This is a genomic window from Tolypothrix sp. PCC 7601 (assembly GCF_025677855.1).
In the GTDB taxonomy this organism is placed as follows: Bacteria; Cyanobacteriota; Cyanobacteriia; order Cyanobacteriales; family Nostocaceae; genus Aulosira; species Aulosira diplosiphon.
Genome location: NZ_CP064879.1, coordinates 5,770,735 through 5,793,752, shown reverse-complemented (window position 1 = coordinate 5,793,752; position 23,018 = coordinate 5,770,735). Strand labels below are relative to the sequence as shown.

Genomic DNA, 23,018 nt, shown 5'->3' with positions numbered 1-23,018 from the left:
TCCTGTGCTGCCCTGTAAAAGTCCGGCTATATTTCTGAGTTTGGCTGTTTTACTCACTTCGTTAACAGCCTGTGCCAACAGTCCCACTGCCAAAAACCTTGAGCAATCTTTGGCAGCTGATCCTCAGTTGCAAAATAACCCAGTTGTGTTTGGAGAAGCTAAGGATAGCCAACAGCAAGCACAACAGAACGCATCAACAGTTAAATTGCCAACTGATTTTCCCCAAGATATTCCGTTATATCCTAATGCCAAATTAGAAGCAGTTACACCACCTAGCGCTACAGAAAACAGAACATCTACTCGCTGGCTCAGTTCTGATCCGAGTAATTTTATTGCCAACTTCTACCGCGAACAACTGCAAGCGAATAATTGGCAAATTTCACAGCAACCCACAGATGATTTAGGAGGCGTTTTTGAGGCGCAACGCAGTAATTTGCAGGTGAAAGTTTCTATTCAAGCTCAATCAGTAACGAACCCTACACCAAATCAGCCGCAAACAGCCACTGAATTACTAATTGAGTATCTTCCTGCAACCACAGCCACCGCACAACCTACGCCAACTAATAATTCCAGCGAAACTACTAACGCCCAAACGCCTATTGATACTTCCCAACCTGGTAATCCAGAATTTATTGGCCCTGTACTACCTACAAACGTGGCGACACAGCCAGCAAATACATCTAATAACCAAACAGTTGCGACATTTACCGAGGAAGCTCAAGAATTTAGCGATTTGAATAAAGTACCTCAAGAACTGCGGCAACACATTCAAGATTTAGCAAAATTAGGAGTTTTATCTCCAGAATCTACAGTTAATAAGGGCAACTCCAATACTACAAGCAACCAATTTGCGCCTAGTAAAGCCATAACTCGTAGAGAATATGCTCGTTGGTTAGTGGCGGCTAATAATGCTATGTATGCTAACAATCCAGCGAAACAGGTTCGCTCAGTATCGGAAAGCGCTCAACCTGCTTTTAGTGATGTGTCTGCCAAAGACTCTGATTTTCCTGTGATTCAAGGATTAGCGGAAGCCGGATTAATTCCTAGTTCCTTATCTGGGGATACTACAGCAGTTTTATTCCGTCCTGATGCACCCCTAACAAGGGAACAGTTGCTACTGTGGAAACTACCTTTGGATACTCGCCAAGCTTTACCATCAGCGAATTTAGAGGTGGTAAGGCAAACTTGGGGTTTTCAAGATGCAGGGAAAATTGATCCGAAAGCTTTAAGAGCTGTGGTAGCTGATTACCAAAATGGCGAACAATCAAATATCCGCCGTGTATTTGGCTATACAACCCTATTCCAACCGAAAAAACCTGTGACTCGTGCAGAGGCGGCGGCGGCTTTGTGGTACTTCGGCATTCAAGGTGAAGGAATATCGGCTGTTGATGCTTTAAAGCTAAAGCGTCCCCAAACTTGATACTTGATTGCCGATTCATGTCTTACTTAAGTAGGGTAGCTCACTTTATCATCCGGATTACAAACTGTACTGATATTTGGCATGAAAATCTAAAAATTTTTTGTAAAAAAAATGTAGGTAATATATAAAAATTCAGTGAATTTAGGCACTTACAGCATTTTTAGCTTATATTCTTGGAAGCAATAAAAATTTTAGATTGTCTCATTAAAAACACGTAAATGAGTTTGAAGATTTGAAGTTAAAGCTGGATTTTGCCAGACTTCAAACCCATGCCAGTAGATCCATTGAGACACTTGGCATTTTTTAATTAAGACGTACCAAATTATAACCAGAGTTGCACGATCATGAAAAAACGCTTTGTCGCAGCAGGCTTTATTATTTTCTCTTTTATGTTGCCGTTGAGAGCAACTGCTGCACAATTTAGTGGGATTTACGTATTTGGGGACAGTCTTTCAGATTCAGGTAATGTATACAACTCTACTATAGACCCCAATACAGGAATAGGATTTCCGCCACCGCCTTATGTTGACGGAAACTTTTCCAATGGGCCGATTTGGATAGATGAGCTTGCTAAAAAGCTGCAACTAGATAGTTCTCCTACTCTTGTTACTGATGTTGCCAAAGGTGCTGCGCCGAAAAACGGCATTAACTTTGCCTTTGGTGGAGCTACTAGTATAGATAAAAACACTATTTCGCCTTTATTACCTGGCTTTCAAAAGCAGATTGCAGCATTTACAGCACCACTTTTGCAAACTAAAAATGCTGACTCAAACGCACTTTATGTATTGTGGACTGGTGCGAATGATTATTTACCTACGAATGCTGATCCCAATTATTTCAAACCTTTTACCGATCCAACAACGACAATTAATAGTTTAAAAATAGCGATCGCATCTCTAGCTGATGTTGGTGCTAAAAATATTCTGGTAGTTAACTTACCCGACTTAGGCCAGCTACCTCGCGCTCAAAATTTAGATCCGACTTTCCCTGTGGCTAATGGTACTTCCCAAGCTCTTACAGATTTGACTAAAGAGCATAACTCAGAGTTATCAGATGCGATCGCTGATTTAAACAAAGTCCTCAATCCTGATGTAAAACTCATCAGTCTGGATGCTAATTCTGTATTTACAGATATTATGAACGATACAAAAAATATGCAGGGGGTCAAATATGGTTTCAAAGAAGTGGCAAAACCTTGCCTAGTTGATCCCTCCTGTGCAGCTGACACAAGCATCCAAAATCAATATTTCTTTTGGGATGGGCTTCATCCCACAACTGCTGCTCATAAAATCTTAGGTGATTACGCCTTTCAGCAAATTGAAAAATCTATGCAGCCAGTCCCCGAACCCTCTACAGCATTGGGGACTGTGGCTATCGGTGCTTTTGGTGCAGCAGCATTACTCAAGCGCAAACGCAAACAATCACTGCTTAAGACAGCAAGTCTGGTTCCTGCTGGACAATCAATTCATACAAAGGTTGAAAGCTAAACCAGCCTAAGTCATGTCCGCCCACTTGCTGATGTGCCAAGCTAGCTGATTCTGGCCTAATTAGTTGAGGTTTACCAGCCGCCTCAGCGAGTAACTGGGCTTGACAAGAACGCTCCATTGTGATAAACCACCAAGCAGTTTCATCAACTGAGTGACCAACTGTCAATAAGCCATGATTCTTCAGAATTATGGCTTTATTGTTGCCTAAAGTTTCGGCAATTCGCTTACCTTCAGCAACTTCGAGAACTACCCCTGTATAGTCATCAAATAGACTATGGTCTTGGTAGAAAGCACAAGCATCTTGAGTTAAGGGGTCAAGCAGGCGACCAAGGCTAGACCAACTTTTACCATAAACCGAATGGGCATGAGCTGCAGCTACTACATCAGGACGGGCTGCATGGATTTGGGAATGAATTGCAAAAGCTGCACCATTGATGGGGCGATCGCCTTCGACAATTTCGCCTTTCTGGTTTACTAAAATTAGGTCGCTCACGCGCATTAAACCGAAGTGTTTTCCTAAGGGATTAACCCAGAATTGCTCGGGATTTTCTGGATCGCGGACAGTGATATGACCTGCAATACCTTCATCAAATCCAAAGCGGGCGAACAGTCGGAATGCGGCTGCTAGGCGTTGCTTGCGGTGTAGACGTTCTTCTTTCAACGAAGCAAAGGTGGGTTGCTGAAAAAAGTTTGGCTTGGCCCTGGATATTGCTTGCATTTTGACCTTTGGATATATGATTGTCCGTAAAAATCTTTATACTTAATTGTTAGCTTAAAATTTTAGCTCTATGTGGGATTACGAGCATTTATTCAAAATAATTGCAGAATTGGTGATGCATCATTCTCCCAGTGGTGTAGAGGCGGAAATTAACCAATTTTTACTGCAAGAATTTGCCAAACTGGGTGTAGAAGTATGGAGCGATCGCGCTGATAATGTCATTGCCAAAATTCCTGGTAAAAATCCTGACAGAGCAATTGCGATTACTGCTCATAAAGACGAAATTGGTGCGATTGTCAAAACTATTGGCGATCACGGACGTGTAGAAGTCCGCAAACTCGGTGGTTCTTACCCGTGGATTTACGGTGAAGGTGTTGTAGATTTATTAGGCGATGCCGAAACTATTAGCGGTATTCTCAGCTTTGGTTCTCGTCATGTTTCCCATGAATCACCCCAAAAAGTCCAGCAGGAAGATACTAGCATTAAGTGGGAAAATGCTTGGATTGAAACCAAATGTACCACTGCTGAGTTAGAAGCAGCTGGGATTCGTCCTGGTACGAGAATGGTAGTTGGTAAACATCGCAAGCATCCCATTAGATTAAAGGATCACATTGCCAGCTACACTCTAGATAACAAAGCTTCTGTGGCCATTCTGCTAGCACTAGCGCAACAACTCAAACAACCAGCAGTCGATGTTTATTTAGTCGCCTCAGCCAAAGAAGAAGTAGGTGCGATCGGGGCGCTATTTTTCACCCAAAATCAGGTATTGGATGCGTTGATTGCTTTGGAAATTTGTCCTTTATCCAGCGAATATCCGATTGAGGATGGTAAAAGCCCGGTGATTCTCTCTCAAGATGCCTATGGCATATATGATGAGGCATTGAATGGGCAACTATGCCATTGTGCCAAACAGATAGAGATTCCAGTGCAACTCACAATTCTCAGTCAGTTTGGTAGTGATGCTTCGATTGCCATGAAATTTGGCCATGTAGGGCGTGCTGCTTGCTTGGCATTTCCGACACAAAACACTCATGGCTATGAAATTGCTCATTTAGGCGCGATCGCTAACTGCATATCTTTACTGCAAAACTTTTGTGAAAATTATCCTGCTTGACTATATGGGCGTGAGTGAGTGCGATCGCATAAATTCCACCAATTATGCAATACTCCCAAAGCAACAATTTTTCCCTTTAAAGCAAATACCTGATTTTTTATGATTTTTTACCCTAGGAAGACAGGATAGTTGGACGGTATAAATTTATAGTGAGTACGTCAGTTTCCAGTAGGGTTAACGCATTTTCTTGCCAAACTTGTTTCCATTAAGGATTAGGTTTACTCAATGTCAATATTGGGTGGAATTATAATCCTGATGTATACAACCTCTAGAGTTGAGATTCGTTAGCCCTGCTGTTTTTGTTTGATTAAAATAAAATTTTTTTTTCATTACTTGGCTAGATTTTTATTGTCAATTTAATTAAAAATTAATAAATAGGATAAAACATATTGGTTAACCAAAATGATTTTCTCTATGCTCGTAGTCGCTACTATGGGCAGACTAAGCCTGAAAATGTAGCTTTTAATGCTAATTTACAAGAATTTAGCCAGCGCATTAGCTATATCTCTAATTTAGTCACAAGTGGAAAAATACCTCCCCATGAAGCTTACCAACATATCAAAGCTCTTTGGCAGGTACTAAAGCGGAGTAAAAACAATTGAAAATAGGCAAATAAATTCCACAGACAGAGAGTTTTTCTGAAGACTTATAGATGGAATTTGAGAGTTTTTGAAACATAAATTCAGATTTTGTTGATGTTTATCCTTCTATAGGGTAAACATCAAGTCTCACATAAAAATTTAAGCAAAGTTTTTACCCTAATTGGCTACAAGGTTCATTTATGTCACACTTTACTTAATGAAAGCCGATGACGGGATTTGAACCCGTGGCCTGCTGATTACGAATCAGCTGCTCTACCACTGAGCCACATCGGCGTACACAATCCAAGATTGTAGCATAATTTTGACTCATGGTAGAACCAAATCCTCAAAGTCGCCTTAGCCCTGAACAATACGCCCGTCTCAAAGCTGAAATGGCAGCGCCTTACCGAGGCTTGCGAAAATTTATCTATATCGCTTGTGGCGCTTCTGGGATGATTGGCGTTTTCGTATTTTTTTTTAGACTGCTTGCTGGGCGGGATGTGGATAGCAGTTTGCCTAGCCTATTACTGCAAGTAGGAATTGTTGCGTTAATGGTATTTCTCTGGCGTTGGGAACAGCAAAAGCAAAAACGCTCTTAAATTGATTAGATGTTCCTAAGTTTTACGACTTACGCAAAAGTCACGGAATTAAGTCATTACGAGCGTAGCGACGTAATCGCCTGAAATGATGGGATTGCTTCCCTACACTAAGTTCCGGTCGCAATGACAAATTTTACTTGCGTAAGTCCTGAATTTTTGAGATTAGCTTCAAAAAAAATCACAATTTTACTCACAGAACCTCGTCCTCAAGTAATGCTACTTCTTTATATCTCTCTATCATATTTAAGTTAATTAACGATAGTTGAATTTTTGAAATATACAGTCAGAAAAAATAAAAAAAATCTTAGGAAATCGAAAAATACAAAATTTTCTGAGAAACTAAAAATTGTTGAAACGAGGTCAGCCAATATAAAGACCTTGAATATAAATAAGCGAAGTTAAATGAGGGTCAGCTAAATTTTTAGACCCTAAATTTCAGGAAAAACACAAAATTAAAAGCGCTAAGACTGACAAATTGTTAGCTTGGCGCTTTTAATTTTACGAATTCATAATTATGAGGAAATAAGCTCGTAGTCAGGAATAATATCCTAGATTTTGAGGCAAATTTTGTGCTAACTACGAACTTATCAAAATTACATTCATGAAACAGGCTACTAGCATTTAATCACGTCAATTATGACGCTAGAATAAATTCGGAGTCATGACGAAATTTTTGTATCTTTAAGCACTCTCATCAATAACTACAAAGCTAGCAAAATTTTTGCGATCGCCCACTAACATTCATCTATGGAACCTTGACCAAATAAGAAGAGGGGATCGCTGGGGCACGTCCAGCATTAACTAGTGCTTGGTACACAAAAGCAGCAACTTCTGCCCTAGTAGCGTCACGATTAGGATTAAGTTGCTTGACTGTGGGATAGTTGATCACTATTTGCCGTGCAGTAGCAGCAGCAACTTGATTCAGCGCATAATTGGGAATCTGAGCCGCATCACTATAAAAAGTCAGGATATTTTGATTATCCGCAGTTAACCCAAGACCACTAGCTAAAGCAACTAAAGCTTGCACTCGGGGAATTTGCTGCTGTGGTTTAAATGTACCATCAGGATATCCAGAGACAAATTGGCTTTGGTAAGCAGATTGGATAGCAGCATAAGCCCAAAAATTACTTGGGACATCCTTAAAACTAATCGCTGGGCGTTTAGATGCTGGTGCCAAAGCTTTGGTGACAATAGTAGCGAATTGAGCGCGTGTTACCGGATCGTTGGGTTTAAAGGTGCCATCAGGAAAGCCAGCAATAATTTGTTGCGAGGCTAGAGCTTCTATATAGGCCTTTGCCCAGTAACCTGTTGGTACATCATTAAAGGCAGTAGCACCGCCAACGTTTGCTGCTACAAAATTTACAGAACCAAAGATGCGCTTTTGATCGATATCATTGCCAATAGCGACAATCTGATTTTTGGTGGCATTATTTACGTCATAACGGGTGTTATTGCGGATGAGATTACCACCAGGACTTTCATTTGTACCCAAGTCTGGTGCAGCATTAACAGTTGCTACAACACCATCCCGCTTATTGTTCTGAATGAAATTCTTACGTAGTATAGGTTTACCCGTTTCTGAAATAAAAAGACCGTCTTGGTTTTCGATAATTTGGTTTTCTGTAATTAAAGGTGTGGAAGTTCCACCAATTGCCAAACCAAAACCAGTATTCTGAAACAAGTTATTCCGAATTTCGCCTTGGGCAGTTTTAGCTACAGAAACCCCATTACCTGAGTTCTGCACGAAAACATTGCTTTCGATTTTGGGATTTCCTGTCCCCGTGACAAAAACTCCCTCTCTAAGACTTTCAGTAAAAGTATTATTTGTGATCAGGGGATTAGTGGATTCCACCCATACACCTGTACCCCGTTGATTGGGGTTGGTCACAGTGACACCTGCGATCGTGGTGCTATTATCGGCCAGAATTGTAATATCCTGTCTGGCAAATGTTTTACTGGTGTAGTAACCTCCACCTTTAATTAATATTCCCTGACCTTTGGTGGCTTCATCACCCCGTATAGTTACTCCTGGTTTAAGGATGAGTGGAAAAGTTTCTCCACTTTGTTGATTATAAGTACCAGGCGCTAATTGAATGACTGTCCCAGCTTGGGCTTTAGTCAGGGCAAAAGTAATAGTTTTTAAAGCAGCCGCTTGTGTTGTACCTGCAGCAGTATCTGAACCAGTTGCTGAGTTTACATAAATTACAGTTGCAGCTGCTGGAGTTTGTGCTGTCAGAGTAGGAGCAATACCAGCTTGCCGAATGGAATCAGCATTTACTACGCCAGGTAATATTGTTAAACCACTGGAAACTACTAAAACAGTACTAATTCCGGCTCTTAATGGTAGATTAGATCTGAGAAGAATGCCAAAAATAGGGCGAAAACCTTTCGCTGGAATAATGTGAAAACCCCGATATTTCATTTTTGATGTCTGTGAAGTGCTGAATGAAGTTACCTTAAACAATAAGGTGGTAGGTGACAGCTATTAAGCTGCCAAACCCATGCAAAACTATACCGGATCGTCAGCAATTGATCAGCTAAATTTCACAGATAAATTACAGAACTTATATTATTTATCACTAAAAATTTTTGTAAAGCCACTTTCGAGAACTGATATCACTCGATGGCGGGTATCAATACATATTCAGCGCCGGATGCGCCAATAGATTTTGCAGAAATATCATTTCCACCACAGCCAGCTTTTGGGAAATCAACAGACATGCGGTATCACTTTCTGAGTTTAGTGCAGATTTTGCTGTTGACAGTTGCTACTCCTGCCTGGGCAGCAGAACAAGTAGTGTTGAACTACAAAGTTTTTCGGGAATCACTTTCAGTAGAGGAAATTTCGAGATTTGCCCAAACAGGCGAACTTTCTAGTTCCCTCAACATAAATTTTGCTTTGGCGCGGCAAAACCCCAAAGCAGTACGTCAGTATTTAACGCAACCAGTGAAAGTAAACCCAGTGTTTTTAGATAGGGTTTTAAATACGCCCATTGGTAACGTGATTTTGGATCAAATTAGTCAAGTAATTCATACACCGTCCCAAAAGGCAGACAGGCAAGCTTTACGTGCTGCTTTAGTGCTTTCTGCTAGGCAAGATAGCCAGATAACGCTAATCGAAATTTTAAAAAATTATCCTACATCAGAAGTGGAAGTTGACGGGGATCGGTTGGAAACTGCCTACCGCCAACTCCGGCGCTTGCAGACGAACATAGAAAATCTGATGGGCGTTTAGTAAGCCAGTGTTTCTAAAGTTTCCCGCAAATAGCGTTGTACTTGTTGTTCCAGACGTACTCCATCTAATTGCAAATCGTGCTCTAGTTGCCAGCGTTGGAAACCAGAACTAGCGGCGATCGCGGATTTGAGGCTGTGCCAAATTTCACTATCATCAGTAAATTGGCGATCGCTAGAAGTTGGAATTTGAGCCATAGTTTCTCATTCCTCGGTTTTAACTTCAAAATGTACCGCAGGTTTCACTTTTTGCAATCCGACTTTCACAGGAGAAAATAGATGATTTTTTCCTAATCTTCATCGGTGTTTTGCTCTAGGTTCTGCTGGGTGTTTGTATTCATACCTAACACGGATTTAAATAACCGGGGCAATATTTGATTCACCCGCACCCCTACAATTGTGTAATCCTGCTGAATCTTATCTAAAGGTAATGGTTCTATGGCTGCAAATTCTGTGTCATTAGTCACCAAAATTCTGGCTACACTCACGGGAATTTGCAAAAACAGATTGCTGGCAAAAAAAGCTAAAGCAGCTAGCAGCAATCCGACGCTGCGCCATTGGGGTAGAAAACTGGCAATGTTGGCTACCAGTGGCGCAGCTTGGTACATTTGCCACAGCACCCCTACTAATAATATTGCTGCTAAAACGGACAGCACGCGATTTAAATTAGTATTAATTAAACAAAGAATTTTGCGTTGCTGCTCAGTCAGATTCTCTGGTTTGAGAGCAACGCCCAAAATCGCAAATATGTAAAATGGGCGACGAAATTGCATCCACAGTAGTGGTAATACACCAATCGCCGCCACTAAACATAGCTCCATCCAGACAGGCAAGACTGGCTCGCCTACGGATAGAAACACTAGGCACAAAAACAAAAAAATTGGCAGCGTCGCCAAACCAGCGACATGAAGCCACAAGATAGGTTCAGAGCGAAATGAGGCCATAGTTACATTTCTCGATTCTGAGTGGTAGGTGCTGAGTTGTAAGTTGCGAGTATTGAGAATGAGAACTCAAAACTCAGAGCTTTTACTTAGAACTCAGCACTAGTAGACTCAGCACTACTTTGTCATTGTCAGGGTGCGACGCTTAGTTACCATTTGATAAGCTTCGATGATGTCACCTTCAGCCCAATCGTGGAATTTATCTATGCCAATACCGCATTCATAACCGGCATTGACTTCGCGCGCATCTTCTTTCATCCGTTTTAGGGAGTCCAGAACGCCTTCGTAAATTACCTTATTGCCACGACGTACCCGCACTTTGCAGTTACGGACTAGTTTGCCAGATTGTACATAACAACCAGCAACCGCACCGCGACCAACTGGGAAGACAGCACGGACTTCGGTTTGACCCAGGGGTTCTTCCACCAATTCTGGTTCCAACAGACCTTCCAAGGCTCCTTGAATATCTTCGAGGAGTTTGTAGATGATGTTGTATTCCCGCACATCTACACCAGCTTCATCAGCAGCTTGTCTGGCTCCACTAGCGTAGGTGGTGTTGAAGCCAATAATGACGGCGTTACTAGCAGCAGCTAAGTCGATATCTGTTTCGGTGATTTCGCCAGCAGTTGCTAACAGCATCCGGATTTGAACTTCGTTTTGCGGGATTTGTCTGAGCGATCCCACAATCGCTTCCACGGAACCTTGTACGTCTGCTTTCAGGATCAAGTTGAGTTCTTTCAACTCGCCTTCTTGTGCTTGAGCTGACAGGGTTGTGAGGGTAACGCGTCCCTGTAAGAGTCGGGATTGACGTTGTTTGTCGGCGCGATCGCTGGCTAGGGCGCGTGCTTCTTTTTCGTTCTCGAAAGCCTCGAAGTCATCACCTGCGGCTGGTACATCGCTCAACCCTAAGACTTCGACAGCAAAGGAAGGGCTAGCAATGTCTACTCTTCTACCTCTGTCATCGACCATTGCCCGCACTTTACCAAATGCGGAGCCAGCGACTAACATATCGCCGACATGCAGGGTGCCATTTTGAATCAGCAAGGTAGCAACTGCGCCCTTGGCTTTATCCAAATGTGCTTCAATGACAGTTCCTTTCGCAGCTCGGTCTGGGTTAGCAGATAGTTCGGCAACTTCTGCAACTAGCAGAATCATCTCCAGAAGTGTATCGAGGTTCTCTCCCTTGATCGCACTCACGGGAACCATAATTGTTTCACCACCCCAGTCTTCTGCTGTCAGACCGTAGTTGGTAAGTTCTTGTTTTACCCGCTCTGGTTGTGCGCCTTCTTTGTCAATCTTGTTAATGGCTACAACAATGGGCACTCCCGCAGCCTGAGCGTGGCTGATGGCTTCAATGGTTTGCGGACGTACACCATCGTCAGCAGCTACTACCAAAACGGCAATATCTGTGACTCTTGCTCCTCTGGCCCGCATAGCGGTGAATGCTTCGTGACCAGGGGTATCGAGGAAGACGATTTGCTGTGGCTTACCTTCATGTTCGATATCCACATGGTATGCGCCAATATGCTGAGTGATCCCCCCAGCTTCGCCAGCGGCCACTTTGGTTTTGCGGATCGAGTCCAGCAAGGTGGTTTTCCCGTGGTCTACGTGACCCATAATGGTCACCACTGGTGGACGGCGATGGAGATTTTCCATGTCTGCCAGATCCAGCATTTCTGTGACTTTGCGGGCTTCTGCTTCTGGTTCGGCGGTTTCAACTGCTACTTCTAAATCGTTACAAATTAAGGTAATAGTTGGCACATCCAGATTTTGGGTGATGCTCACTGCCATACCTTTGAGGAACAGGATTTTCACAATCTCTGTATCCGCGATCGCTAAAGCGTCAGCCAGTTCCTGCACTGTCATTGGCCCAGTTACCACCAATTTTTCTGGACGTTCCCGCTTAGTCTCTACTTCTTGACGACGATTTTGGTCGCGATTGGTAGCAGCAGACTTTTTCCCTCTAGTGGTAGGGCTAGCAACAGCTATTGCAGGTTGTTGTGTTGGTCGCGTAGCTTTTGGTTTGGGAGGACGAGCGATGGAAAGGCTGACCTGGATTGTAGCTGGAATTTCCAGACCTTCTTCATCCAGTAAATCGTCTTCCTCAAAATCATCATCTAAAAGTGGCTTGACTCGCTTACCTTTAACACCAGCCTTGCCAGACTTTTCTTTGATTTCATCAATTATTTCTTCTTCTTGCCACTTTTTACCACCTTTGGATGGACGAGGTGGTGTGGGACGTTTCAAATCAAGGATATCAGCAGGAATCGCTTCATCCAGTGTTGTTGTTGCTGCTGCTTTCCCTGCTCCGCCTTGCATGGGTCTGGGTGGCGTAGCAATAGGCATTGCTGCTACAGATTCGCTGGGACGAACTGGTCTGCTGGGTCTTTGAGAATCGGCGAATGGTGCTCCACCAGGAGCACGATTTCCTCTTTGTTCCGGTTTAACTGGGCCGGGTGTAGCACGAGCCTGTTTTTGTGGTGTAGGCTGTGCTGTTGGATCTGTGCCTGGTTTGGCCGCCCTGGGCTTAATTTGCTCGCGTTCTTCTTCGCCGCGTTTGGGGCGTTCGCGTTTGAGAATTGGTTTGTCTGCCTGACTCAGAGGCTCGGTCTCTGGTGCTTCAGATACTGGTCTGGCTGGTGGCGCAACTAGTTGAGGTTTTTGCGGTTTCTCTGGCCTCGGTTTAGCTGAAACTGGTTTTTCTGGCTTTTCCCCAACTATTTTTTCTTTCGGTTGGGCATTAGGCGTTGTATCCGCATTTTTAACAGCTGGTTGCTGTGGGGTCTCAGATTGATTCCGGGGTACGGGTCGAGTTGGTGCCGTCGGCTGCATGGGTGAGACTGGTGTAGCGAAGGGCTTTGGAGGTGAAGGAGGATTAGCTTCAGACAAAGCAGATGGGGTATTAGTAGTAACTGATGCCTCTGGGGCGTTAGAGTTAGGATTTCTCAATATTTTGGGTTTACGAATTTCCAAAATTTGTTGTTTGTGAGGTGGTGGTGCAGGTCGATTGCGAGAGCCAGCTTGTGGCCCATTTGCTTGATGTGTGTTGAGGCCTGTGTCTTTTTTAGGCGTTCCATTCGTTGCTGCGAATTTTTCTGCAGCGGAACGGATGCGTTCTGCCTCCGAATCTGAAATTGTACTGCTATGGCTTTTGACCGCGATATTGAGCTGGTCGCATATTGCTAATAGCTCTTTGTTATCCAAATTTAATTCCTTTGATAATTCATAGATTCTAACTTTGCCGTTGTTCATCCACTCTTCCCCTTTAATTTACAGTTTTAGCGGATGGTTGCCTGGTTTGTGACATCTCCATCCTTTGACTACTGTTTTTTGGTTGCCGTTTAGATTTTGTCGGTGCCTCCAATCAGGAAAGAGAGATGTCTCGGTTCATTGCTGGCATCCCCACCAGTAATCATGATGTCTGGGCACCCATAAAAGCTTTTTAAATAAAAAATCTTTATAGGTGCTCTGGATGCCGAACTGCGCTTGAGCGCTACCAGGTTGCCATTTTGTAGTTTTTTGTTTTGCTGATTCTGAGTCTTCCACAACACAATCGAGTAAAACTTGTTGGGAGTATTACTTCGTCTCTCTTAATTGTAAAAGAGGCGTTTGTCAACTACACCCATTTACTATTTTGACACTAACCCCAGCAATCAACAGAGACTGTGTTACTAGCGCTAGTTCGGCTTCTGGCACAATTACTCTAGGGATTACCGTCACAAATTTCTTAAATTAAAATTTGATTTTGGGTATTGCTATTGGCTAGACGCTGCCACAATGTTTGATACAGTGTTTCTGGCACTGTTGCATGTAGCGATCGCCCTAGTCGATTTTTTTTCTGAGCGGCTTGCAAGCAGCTCGTCTGTGGACAGATGTAAGCAGAACGCCCCATGCCCTCATCTAATTGTACCTTTCCCGATGGAAAGACGCGGACAATCCGCCAAAACTCTTCTTTTAAGCCTACTTGGCGGCAACTCACACAACGCCGATAATTCGGTTTCATGAATTTTTTGCTACCTCACCTCAGCAGTTTGGTTGAGCATAGATGCTTTAATCTTCTATTTTTGCTTATCCTAACCCTGAAATACGAAGCAATTATTAATACATCTTATCAAAGTGTTGTTACTTAAATAACTGGATGTTAATAAACTACTCGTCATCGTTATGGTCAAAAGAGTCATCATCTAATTCTAAGTCTTCTTGATTGCTATCTTCTAGTTCTGGTAGATCGGATTCATCCTCATCTTCATATTCATATTCATCTTCTTCCTCTTGCTCTGCTTGGTATTTAGCACGAGCAGCAGCAAATTTAGCATCTTCTGCAGCTTGATCATATTTAGCTTTATCTTTAATATCAATTTTCCATCCTGTCAAACGGGCTGCTAAACGGACATTTTGTCCTTCTTTACCAATAGCCAAACTCAGCTGATCTTCCGCCACTAGCACATGAGTTTGCCGCGTTTCTGGATCCATGAGGCGGACTTCATCTACTCGTGCGGGGCTAAGAGCATTAGCAATGTATGTTGCGGGGTCTGGAGACCAGCGAATCACGTCAATTTTTTCACCACGTAATTCATTCACTACCACTTGAATCCGCGATCCCCGTGCGCCAATACAAGCGCCAACTGGGTCTACATCACGGTCGAGAGTATCTACGGCAATTTTAGTCCGGGGGCCGACATAACGAGAAGGAGGATTGGCTTCTCGTGCTACCGCGACAATTCGCACCACTTCATCTTCTATTTCTGGTACTTCATTGGCGAATAAATATACTACTAAGCCTGCATCAGCGCGAGAAACTAATAATTGCGGGCCACGTTGCTGACCTTGAGAAACCTTTTTGAGATATACCTTAAAGGTGGCATTAGCTCGATAGTTATCATTAGGTAGCTGTTCTCGTTTTGGTAATTCCGCCTCTACTTCTGGTTGACCAAAACCACTACTAACAGCCAAAATTACTGATTGTCGCTCAAACCGCAAAACTCTTGCTTGCAGCACCGTACTTTCTAAGTCTTGAAACTCTTCTTGTACCATCTGGCGCTGTTGATCCCGCAGTTTTTGAGCGAGTACTTGCTTAGTTTGCATCGCCGCCATCCTGCCAAATTCCCCTTGGTCTGGGGTAACATCAAGGACTACAGAATCTCCCAACTGAGCTTCAGGCGCTACTTGTTGTACTTCATCTAGAGAGATTTGGTGGTCAGAGTTACTAACTTCTTCGACAATTGTTTTAGTTGAAAGTACCCGGAAACCTTCTTCTTCAATATCGAGTTCTACTTCAAAATTCTCAAAATAATCTTCATCAAATTGTTTGCGCTCCAAATTTTGGGCACGACGATAGCGTTCATAACCTTTGAGCAGAGCTTCTCTAATTGCTGATTGCACAGCCAACCGAGGTAAATTACGCTCACGACTTATACTTTCAATTAAATCTTTTAATCCAGGTAAAGTAACCATTGACATAAGTAATCTCCTTTAAAAATCAAGGATGGAAAAGGCTAGGGACTAGGACTAAGGGCTAGAAATTCAGGACTAGGTAGTGAAAACAACACATTAGAGATTAAGGATTAGAGAAAAGTTTTACTCTAGTCCCTAGCCTCTAGCTCCTAGCCTCTAGCCTCTAGCCCCTAGCCTCTAGCCTCTAGCCTTTAACCTCTAGGTTATCGGCGCTCATCCAGCTGCACCTTAGTAATTAAGGCACGGGGAACTTCGACTACACGACCTTTTTGGTTTAAAAAAATCGTTTGCTCATCCCGGCGAATCAACTGACCTGTCCACTCTTGCTGTCCTTCGTAGGGTGGAGAAGTGGAAACGATGATAGGAAATCCTTTAAAAGAAATAAACTCCCTGTCTGTCACCAGTTGTCGCGATATACCGGGACTAGATATTTCCAAGACATAAGCATCTGGAATAATCTCCGCCGCATCTAAAGAAGCTTCTAAAGCTCGACTCATCCGCTCGCAATCATCTAAACCAGTATCCTGCTGAGGATTGCGAATGTCTACCCGCAACACTGGTGGACGTTGGTTAGTGTGAAAAACCACACTAACAACTTCCAATCCCAGTTCTTCTGCCACTGGTGTTGCCAAATCAATAATTTGTGGGACTAAAGGATGAGCCATGCGAAAATCCAATAAAAAAAGTGGGCATCGACCCACTTCCTGCGATAGGGATATCTTCCAAGAAGTCTTGTTACGAACCAAATATGGTTCGACCTAATCTGAGTTTAGCGCATTTCTTTTGGAGGGAGTAGGAAGAAATTATTATATGGGGATAGGGCATGGGGCATGGGTAATGGGTAATGGGTAATGGGTAATTGGCATTTATTATTTCCCCCACCCTTCGGGAAGCCGCAAAGCGTCTACATCTTCCTCATCTTCCTCATCTTCCCCAATCCCCAGTCCCCAGTCCCCAGTCCCCAATCCCTCATCTCCCTGACTTTTCCCGGGCTGTTATTGCACTACTACCTGTGATTGGTTGGAATGGTACTTGTGTGCGTAACTGCCTGGTTTGTTGGAGAATTTGGTCTATATCTTCTTGAGATAAGCGCTGAACGTAATTCAGTTTGACTTCCTCTAAAAAGTCAGATAGTAAACTCTGAATTTCGGAAAGTACTTGTTTGTTTTGGACTTCTGTACCTAGGGCTTGGCTGAAGCTTTGGACTAATTGACTGGTGAGTTTTGCCCCAACGGGATCTTCTACAGCACTCACTAATACGTTATATAGACTAGTTGTGATTTGGGTTACTAACTGCTCACTAATTTGAGTTTGGGCTTGTCCTACACCTGGAAGAGTTTGCAAGTTGCGATACAGAGGTACTTGCTGTAAGGCAGTGTTGATATTGTGACGCAAAATGGCGTTAATTTCTGGTTGAATTTTGGGCAATACTTGGTAAACAACGGTTTGTACTAATAAACCTGCGATCGCTTCTACTTCATTGACATTATTTATATCTATGTAAGGACGTAGACTCTCTTGTTGCATCAGCCAGCGAGTAAATTCCCCACGTTGAATTGATCCCTGAATTTGATTAATGACTCTCACCACCACAATTTCGGTGATTTCTTCGGCAAAATTGGCGACAATTCCTTGGTTAATTTGCCGCCATACTGGACGTAAATTTACTAACCGCGCTTGATCGAGGCGGATGACAACGGGAATAACTCGCAACCATCGCAAAAACGGCAACAGTAATAATAAATCGTACCAACGCCATAACAGAGCATCTAACCAGCTAAAACCGGGATGACTGCGTCTGATATAAAAGCTACGTACTAATAACTCCAGCGCAAATAAACCGACAAATGGTAAATCAATTAACCAAAAATTATCTAGTAATTCGCCATCTTCACCTATGCGGCGATAGTAGTTACCAGCAATTAAAGGGCGAATCTTCTGTTTAAAAAAATTAATTTCTGGGTTCCAGCCCTTTTGCGATAAATATTGCTGGCTCCAAAAAGTTCTAAAAGCTTGCTTGGCTGATTCTTGACCGACGCGATCGCGCATTCGGTTTTTGATTTTTTCTAAGGTACCACTCTTACCAACTGCGGCAAAGGGGTTGGTGTCAACTATCTCCGTGCTGAGACGGCTAATTTCTTCTAGCTTGGTTTGGACTTGAGGTGACTGTAACCCTGTCTGGCTTACCTGTTCTTCTAATGCTGTGACTGCTTGCAGGTAGCTTTTCGTTTCTCGGTGGGGTTCAATACCTTTAATTGGGTCATAAATTTGGGTAATTTGCGGTAATTTTCTGTAGTAAAAATCTCGCCAAGGTACGTAACTCAAATTAAACAAAACTAAGCATAAATTTGCTGTGGCTGTAATTGCCATAACTTTTTCAAAGTAAAGTTGTGGCTTCTGGGAAGATTTGATATTAGCCATTTTTTTAGTGTTGAATTATACAGTAATTGGCTATAAGTTTTTAAATTATAAGTAGAATGGTGCAAATCAACCGCAGTATGTAACGAAAAGTCAAGTTACCTAAAACCCTCTTCTCTTCTGCCTTCTGTCCTTATGGTGCGCCACTGGCTTTATGCTGTGGAACTCGTCTACCGCAGTGGCTCACCTGCGTCTTGTCATAACGACAATTTTTAACATAGACCTACTTGTAATTTTTGAGCTTTCCTAGATGGCAGGAGTGGTAGTTAAAAATCTTTCCTGAGAATGATGAAAATTTATCATCAAAGATTAATTAACTTAACCAATAAAAGTATTTTTAATCAAAAATAATTAATAATTAAGAAAACAGATGTTCAAGAAACTTAAAATACACCTGTTAACCTAATCAGGACTTACGCAACTGGCACAGTGATCCTCTGGGATAAGAGTCAAGAGTCAAGGGTCAAGGGTCAAAAATTTAGGTTTTTTGGACTCTTGACATTTGACCCTGGACAAACCCAAACGAAAAAAATATGACACTTGCGTAAGTCCTACTAATATATTCTGCTGATTTAAACCAAAGGAGTTTTAATTTATGTGGTGTGGCTTTGGAAAATCAAGCGTTACCATTGTTACTGCTTGCCTAGTTACAGCAAGTGTAGTGTCTGCAAGCACTTCTTTTGCTGCGCGTCAGCGTAACTATACACCGCAGCAATTTCGTGCGGTGCTTCATGGTTTAGGCTATAAAATCACCGTCAATAATGCAGCCTTAACGGATAATGAAGCAAAACAAGCAATCAGTGAATTTCAAAAGGGCTACAAATTAGGCGTAGATGGGATAGCAGGCCCAAAAACTCAAGATTGGGCTGCACAGATAATACAAATTTTGCAAGCCAATTTAAATGCAGTAGTTAAACCCAAAACCCCCCTACCCCGGGATCAATTTTATGGGCCTCAGACAGAAGCTGCTGTTAAAGAAGCTCAGAAAAAATTTCAGCTACAAGAAACGGGAATTGCTGATTTAGCCTTCCGCCAAAAGCTGAATACAGAAGCTAAAAATGCTATTGGTAAACCAACAGCAAAACCGACAGCAAAACCAACAGCATCACCTACACCTACATCTACGCCTACATCGACACCTACATCTACGCCTACATCGACACCTACATCTACACCTACATCTACGCCTACATCGACACCTACATCTACGCCTACATCGACACCTACATCTACTCCGACACCAACTTCTACAGCAACACCTCAATAGATACTCTAGGCGTTACTTGAAGTATGAAGTGTAAAGTCTGAAGTCTGAAATTAACTGGCTCATACAATTATGGGAAAGACTGAAGATAGTTGCACTGTTTGGGTGCAACCAAATAATTCACTTTATTCTTTATTTTGTCTGAGTTGGTTCTTCTAAAGGTCTGCCTTTGGGTGTCGGTAACATTGGCCGACGGTCATCGTAAGGCATGGGAATATACTGAACTGTGGGTCTACCTCCTTGTGGTTGAGGATACAGATCCATGAGTTCATAAATAGAATGGGGCAATCCAACTGTAACGGGTAGCCCCATTTCTGTTGCTTCCTCTACGGTAATAGGATAGTCGTGAGTGACACGTCCCGTTGTTAAAGCTTCAATAATTGGTTCAATATTTTCTGGGCTGACTTTTTGTTTAGGAATACTGTCTTTGAGTAAAGTCCTCACAAAGCGCTGTACCTGTTGAATGGCTTTACCTGACAAGTCTGCCATGATTAATGTTTGGTCATCAATTTCGCTGATGGGTTTATCTTTCACCACCTTCAAGATACTTGCTGCGGGGAAATTACCTAATTGGGGATCGACTGGCCCTAAGACAGCATTTGCATCCATAACAATTTCATCAGCAGCCAGCGCCAGCATTGTGCCGCCACTCATGGCATAGTGGGGTACAAACACGGTAACTTTTGACGGGTGGCGAATTAATGCTCTAGCGATTTGTTCGGTAGCTAAAACTAAACCGCCGGGAGTATGCAAGATTAAATCGATGGGAACTTCTGGGGGAGTGAGGCGAATTGCGCGCAGTATTTGTTCTGAGTCTTCAATGGTGATGTAGCGTGATAAGGGTATGCCCAGTAAGCTGATAGACTCTTGACGGTGAATTAATAAAATCACCCGGCTGTTACGTCCTTGCTCAAATTCTTGTAAAGCGCGCAAACGACGATATTCTATTTGACGCTTTTGCCAGATGGGTTGTAGGGAAGAGAGGAGCAGGAAAATCCAGAATAAATCGCCAATTCCAAATGCCATAGGATTGATTGTCCCAAAATAACGGATGTCGTCATTTATTGTGACAATTTTCAGGCGATCGCAATTCTATCTGTAGGTCTATTAGCTTACCGACAATTACAATAATTCTCCTAAATCATCAATATTCATGCCTAATTGCTGCAAACTTTCTGCTAATAGTCGCCAACAGTATCATGAATTAAGAGGCTAATAGCCCAAGTAGGGGCGGGTTAAGCGCGATAGTCGTGAGTTATGGGAGTATATCTGTAAACAAGTGGTGTCAACTTAACGTGAAATCCGCTCTTGTGCAAGGTTTCGCCCTCACCCCCAGCCCATCTCCCGCAGGGAGAAGGGAGCAAGAGATTTAGTTCCCCTTCTCCTGCGGGAGAAGGGGTTAGGGGATGAGGGCGCGAGGTATTTGTACAACGCCCGCCCTATATCGCTTTTAGCTTAAGTTGACACCACTGATCTGTAAACCCGCCCCTACTGAAGCAGACTTTTCCCAGGCTGGTGATTCTGAGATATCACTGATGTAATGGTATAAAAATTTTTGTCTTAATTAGTGATAAACAACTATATTTGCCTAAATATCTTGGGGAATACTGAAATTTAGTCCTAATCAAGGGGTATGTAAAATGGCAGACACTCAAGTCAGCGCCAAGATTTCCGCAGCAGATAGAGAAGCGGTGATGGAAGCTATTAGTACGATTCGGCAAAAGTTACCGTTTTTGATTGATTTGTCTACTGAGGAACGTAAAGCTTTACCGAAGCTGGGGGATAAGAGCCGCGCGTTTGTCAGTAAGGCGTTGGAAATAGCTGCACAAAATCCTGATTTCTTACCGCGTTCTTTTGATGTGGATGAAATGCGGCGAGATATTGAATTATTTGAATCTTTGTATCCGATTTTGCTGTCATTGACGCAATTGCAAGAACTGGTGGATGATACTTCTGTGGCTGTTGGCAGTGAAGCTTATGCGGCGGGTTTGCTAGTATATAACTATGCCAAGGCTAGTGGTAAAGGCGCTGGTTTAGATTCAATGGTTGATGATTTAGGGCGAAGATTTGCCCGGAAAGCGAAAAAAGTGCAACCGCAAATGTCGCACTCTTATGAGATATAGCATTTATCGTTATTGGTGAGGGATAAGAACCCCACCCCCAACCCCCTCCCCGCAAGCGAGGCTACGGTGTACACACAAGTGGTAGCTGTAAGGGTTTCAGGCGTTATAGACCCCTTAAATTGTCATGACGAGCGCAGCGATAGCCCAGCGAAGTAATCACATAATCCCGTGGTTTTTGCGATTGCTACCCTACGGGAAGCCACTTCGTGTCTACGTCGTTCCTCCTCGCTGCTCCCAGGCTTCGGGAGCGATCGCACAACCTAAGCCTAGATGACCAAACCAAGTGCTAGGGGGAATTTTAAGACTTGTGTGTACACCGTAGCGCAAGCGAGGAGGGGGCTATGATATAACTCATGTGGTTAGGAAAGGCTATAACTCGGCGCTTTTAGATAAAAACATCAACTTTGAGCTTCTGAACTTGGGTGTTTCAGTTTTAAATGAAAAACTCCAAGTCAGAAGCTTAAATTTTGCGGTTGTCAGTGATAATGTTTTGGTTTGAAATGAGAACGTTTTTGTTTTAAGTGAGAATGTTCTAGTTTGAAACGAGAACGTTTTGGGTTGAAGTGAGAACGTTTTCGTTTCTAGTGAAAATTTTTGTGTTTAGAACTAAACAGTTGCTCTTTAAAGAAATTATCATGACAAAACAACCATATCGGTAGGGGCACGGCACCGATATTTTATCGTTATTACCGAAAGTCTGTGGATGCCGTGCCCCTACAAGCGGGATAATTTATTTGTTGATGTTCCCTAAAGAACCATAGCTAGGGTAAGTTAAGCTAACGCCTGATATTTTTGTAGAGCAATACAGTTTATGTCAGCAATAACCCAAAGATATCAAAGCTAATTGAGCGATTATTACACAGATATTGTATCAAGGAAAAGTCCTATAAATATCTTTACGATGTGCGACTCTTTGACAAATTAAAGTTTGTGTCTCTTTGTCAATACTAATACCTATTCTGTAATCACCGACACGAATTTTATATTTATCATCGTAGCCTTTCATTTTTTGCAAATAGCCTAAATCAAAGGGGTTTTCTGATTCTAGTTCTTGAAAGACGATTGGTTCAATGCGAGCTTGCACATCTTGTGGTAAATCTGCTAATTCTTTTAAGAACTTTTTAGTATATTCAACTTTCCACATTCTTTTGCTTTAATGATTGATAATATTTCCATGCTTCATCGTTAGCGAGACGTTCATCGTCTTCTGATTCCGCCATTAGCTTGATTAAGCCGTAATTTTCTAATATTTCTTCAATTTTTTCAAAGTCAGCAATAGGAATTTGTACAGCGATAGGTTGCTGATTTTCATCCATGACGTAATTTTTAGTAATTTCTAGCATTTTTCTGATATCTGATTGTTTGCAAGTCCTAAGATTAAATCATGTCATAGATAACATCATCTTCGCTGTAGCCTTTTAGTAATTGCTCGGCTGCAAGACGATACCAAGCGGCTTCTTCTTCTGTGGATTCATTGACGAGAATAATTACTTTTACCTGCTGGTTATTTGCTAATTGTTGTAAAACAGCATTAGGTAATTTTATTTTGCCTTCATCGGTGACATTAGCAGGGAATTCGTATGCTTTCATATTGTGTTTATTGTTCGCCAGTTCTAATAATATTTTGACGCTGTTATTGTACAACTAGCTGCGATCGCCAAATTTTGA

General features: G+C 42.5%; 21 protein-coding genes and 1 tRNA gene. 8 read left to right on the top strand and 14 right to left on the bottom strand.

Annotated elements, in window-relative coordinates; genetic code table 11:
- Positions 1-4 precede the first annotated feature (4 nt).
- Together HG267_RS23850 and HG267_RS23845 are read left to right on the top strand one after the other, a co-directional pair.
- Positions 5-1,420: an S-layer homology domain-containing protein gene (locus HG267_RS23850; protein WP_045868291.1), complete on the top strand. Its 1,416-nt coding sequence runs from the start codon at positions 5-7 to the stop codon at positions 1,418-1,420.
- Positions 1,421-1,764: 344 nt separating this feature from the next.
- Positions 1,765-2,907 (top strand): PEP-CTERM sorting domain-containing protein, encoded by a 1,143-nt coding sequence (locus tag HG267_RS23845; RefSeq protein ID WP_045868290.1) that lies wholly within the window; start codon positions 1,765-1,767, stop codon positions 2,905-2,907.
- Here HG267_RS23845 and HG267_RS23840 read toward each other — a convergent pair.
- Complete coding sequence (locus tag HG267_RS23840) at positions 2,849-3,625, bottom strand: class II aldolase/adducin family protein (protein WP_045868289.1); 777 nt, start codon at positions 3,623-3,625, stop codon at positions 2,849-2,851. The genes HG267_RS23845 and HG267_RS23840 overlap by 59 nt on opposite strands.
- A 70-nt stretch (positions 3,626-3,695) precedes the next feature.
- Between HG267_RS23840 and HG267_RS23835 the strand changes: the two genes are divergently transcribed.
- Positions 3,696-4,739 (top strand): M42 family metallopeptidase, encoded by a 1,044-nt coding sequence (locus tag HG267_RS23835; RefSeq protein ID WP_045868288.1) that lies wholly within the window; start codon positions 3,696-3,698, stop codon positions 4,737-4,739.
- Between the two features lie 389 nt (positions 4,740-5,128).
- Positions 5,129-5,341 (top strand): hypothetical protein, encoded by a 213-nt coding sequence (locus tag HG267_RS23830; protein WP_045868287.1) that lies wholly within the window; start codon positions 5,129-5,131, stop codon positions 5,339-5,341.
- A gap of 201 nt (positions 5,342-5,542) precedes the next feature.
- Here the strand turns inward: HG267_RS23830 and HG267_RS23825 are convergent.
- Positions 5,543-5,614, bottom strand: a tRNA-Thr gene (locus tag HG267_RS23825).
- Between the two features lie 35 nt (positions 5,615-5,649).
- Between HG267_RS23825 and HG267_RS23820 the strand changes: the two genes are divergently transcribed.
- Positions 5,650-5,919 carry a DUF3493 domain-containing protein gene (locus HG267_RS23820; protein ID WP_045868286.1) on the top strand — a complete coding sequence of 90 codons (270 nt, stop codon included), beginning with the start codon at positions 5,650-5,652 and terminating at the stop codon, positions 5,917-5,919.
- A 745-nt stretch (positions 5,920-6,664) separates the two neighbouring features.
- Here the strand turns inward: HG267_RS23820 and HG267_RS23815 are convergent.
- Entirely contained in the window at positions 6,665-8,341 is a 1,677-nt protein-coding gene (locus HG267_RS23815; RefSeq protein WP_045868285.1) for a DUF1565 domain-containing protein, read from the bottom strand.
- A 297-nt stretch (positions 8,342-8,638) separates the two neighbouring features.
- On the opposite strand from HG267_RS23815, the gene HG267_RS23810 reads away from it, so the two are divergent.
- A complete protein-coding gene (locus HG267_RS23810) occupies positions 8,639-9,154 on the top strand; it encodes an alpha/beta hydrolase (RefSeq protein ID WP_045868895.1) in 516 nt (171 codons plus the stop codon).
- Here the strand turns inward: HG267_RS23810 and HG267_RS23805 are convergent.
- The 7 genes from HG267_RS23805 to HG267_RS23775 all read right to left on the bottom strand — a co-directional run bounded on the left by HG267_RS23805 (position 9,151) and on the right by HG267_RS23775 (position 17,966).
- The gene (locus tag HG267_RS23805; RefSeq protein WP_045868284.1) at positions 9,151-9,348 is read right to left on the bottom strand and encodes a hypothetical protein; all 198 of its coding nucleotides are present in this window, start codon (positions 9,346-9,348) and stop codon (positions 9,151-9,153) included. The two genes, HG267_RS23810 and HG267_RS23805, sit on opposite strands and share 4 nt — an antisense overlap.
- Before the next feature lie 92 nt (positions 9,349-9,440).
- Positions 9,441-10,094, bottom strand: a complete 654-nt coding sequence (locus HG267_RS23800) for a low-complexity tail membrane protein (protein ID WP_045868283.1) — start codon at positions 10,092-10,094, stop codon at positions 9,441-9,443.
- 114 nt (positions 10,095-10,208) lie between these two features.
- Positions 10,209-13,343 (bottom strand): translation initiation factor IF-2, encoded by a 3,135-nt coding sequence (gene infB / locus HG267_RS23795; RefSeq protein ID WP_045868282.1) that lies wholly within the window; start codon positions 13,341-13,343, stop codon positions 10,209-10,211.
- Positions 13,344-13,818: 475 nt separating this feature from the next.
- A complete protein-coding gene (locus HG267_RS23790) occupies positions 13,819-14,094 on the bottom strand; it encodes a YlxR family protein (protein WP_045868281.1) in 276 nt (91 codons plus the stop codon).
- Between the two features lie 146 nt (positions 14,095-14,240).
- The gene (nusA, locus tag HG267_RS23785) at positions 14,241-15,551 is read right to left on the bottom strand and encodes a transcription termination factor NusA (protein WP_045868280.1); all 1,311 of its coding nucleotides are present in this window, start codon (positions 15,549-15,551) and stop codon (positions 14,241-14,243) included.
- 197 nt (positions 15,552-15,748) lie between these two features.
- Positions 15,749-16,210, bottom strand: a complete 462-nt coding sequence (rimP, locus tag HG267_RS23780) for a ribosome maturation factor RimP (RefSeq protein ID WP_045868894.1) — start codon at positions 16,208-16,210, stop codon at positions 15,749-15,751.
- 304 nt (positions 16,211-16,514) lie between these two features.
- Positions 16,515-17,966, bottom strand: coding sequence for a hypothetical protein (locus HG267_RS23775; RefSeq protein ID WP_096621895.1), 1,452 nt, complete (start codon positions 17,964-17,966; stop codon positions 16,515-16,517).
- 592 nt (positions 17,967-18,558) lie between these two features.
- Here HG267_RS23775 and HG267_RS23770 point away from each other — a divergent pair.
- A complete protein-coding gene (locus HG267_RS23770; RefSeq protein WP_045868279.1) occupies positions 18,559-19,230 on the top strand; it encodes a peptidoglycan-binding domain-containing protein in 672 nt (223 codons plus the stop codon).
- Between the two features lie 129 nt (positions 19,231-19,359).
- On the opposite strand, the gene HG267_RS23765 is transcribed toward HG267_RS23770, so the two are convergent.
- Positions 19,360-20,253 (bottom strand): SDH family Clp fold serine proteinase, encoded by an 894-nt coding sequence (locus tag HG267_RS23765; protein WP_045868278.1) that lies wholly within the window; start codon positions 20,251-20,253, stop codon positions 19,360-19,362.
- 614 nt (positions 20,254-20,867) lie between these two features.
- Here HG267_RS23765 and HG267_RS23760 point away from each other — a divergent pair.
- On the top strand, positions 20,868-21,350 hold the full coding sequence (locus tag HG267_RS23760; protein WP_045868277.1) for a hypothetical protein: 483 nt from the start codon (positions 20,868-20,870) through the stop codon (positions 21,348-21,350).
- A gap of 871 nt (positions 21,351-22,221) precedes the next feature.
- Here the strand turns inward: HG267_RS23760 and HG267_RS23755 are convergent.
- From HG267_RS23755 to HG267_RS23745, 3 genes are read right to left on the bottom strand one after another with little or no spacing between them, the layout of a single operon-like run.
- Complete coding sequence (locus HG267_RS23755) at positions 22,222-22,494, bottom strand: type II toxin-antitoxin system RelE family toxin (protein WP_045868276.1); 273 nt, start codon at positions 22,492-22,494, stop codon at positions 22,222-22,224.
- A complete protein-coding gene (locus HG267_RS23750) occupies positions 22,481-22,693 on the bottom strand; it encodes a hypothetical protein (protein ID WP_045868275.1) in 213 nt (70 codons plus the stop codon). The genes HG267_RS23755 and HG267_RS23750 overlap by 14 nt, the downstream gene beginning before the upstream one ends.
- Positions 22,694-22,727: 34 nt before the next feature.
- Positions 22,728-22,940, bottom strand: a complete 213-nt coding sequence (locus HG267_RS23745) for a hypothetical protein (RefSeq protein ID WP_045868274.1) — start codon at positions 22,938-22,940, stop codon at positions 22,728-22,730.
- Between the last annotated feature and the right edge of the window lie 78 nt (positions 22,941-23,018).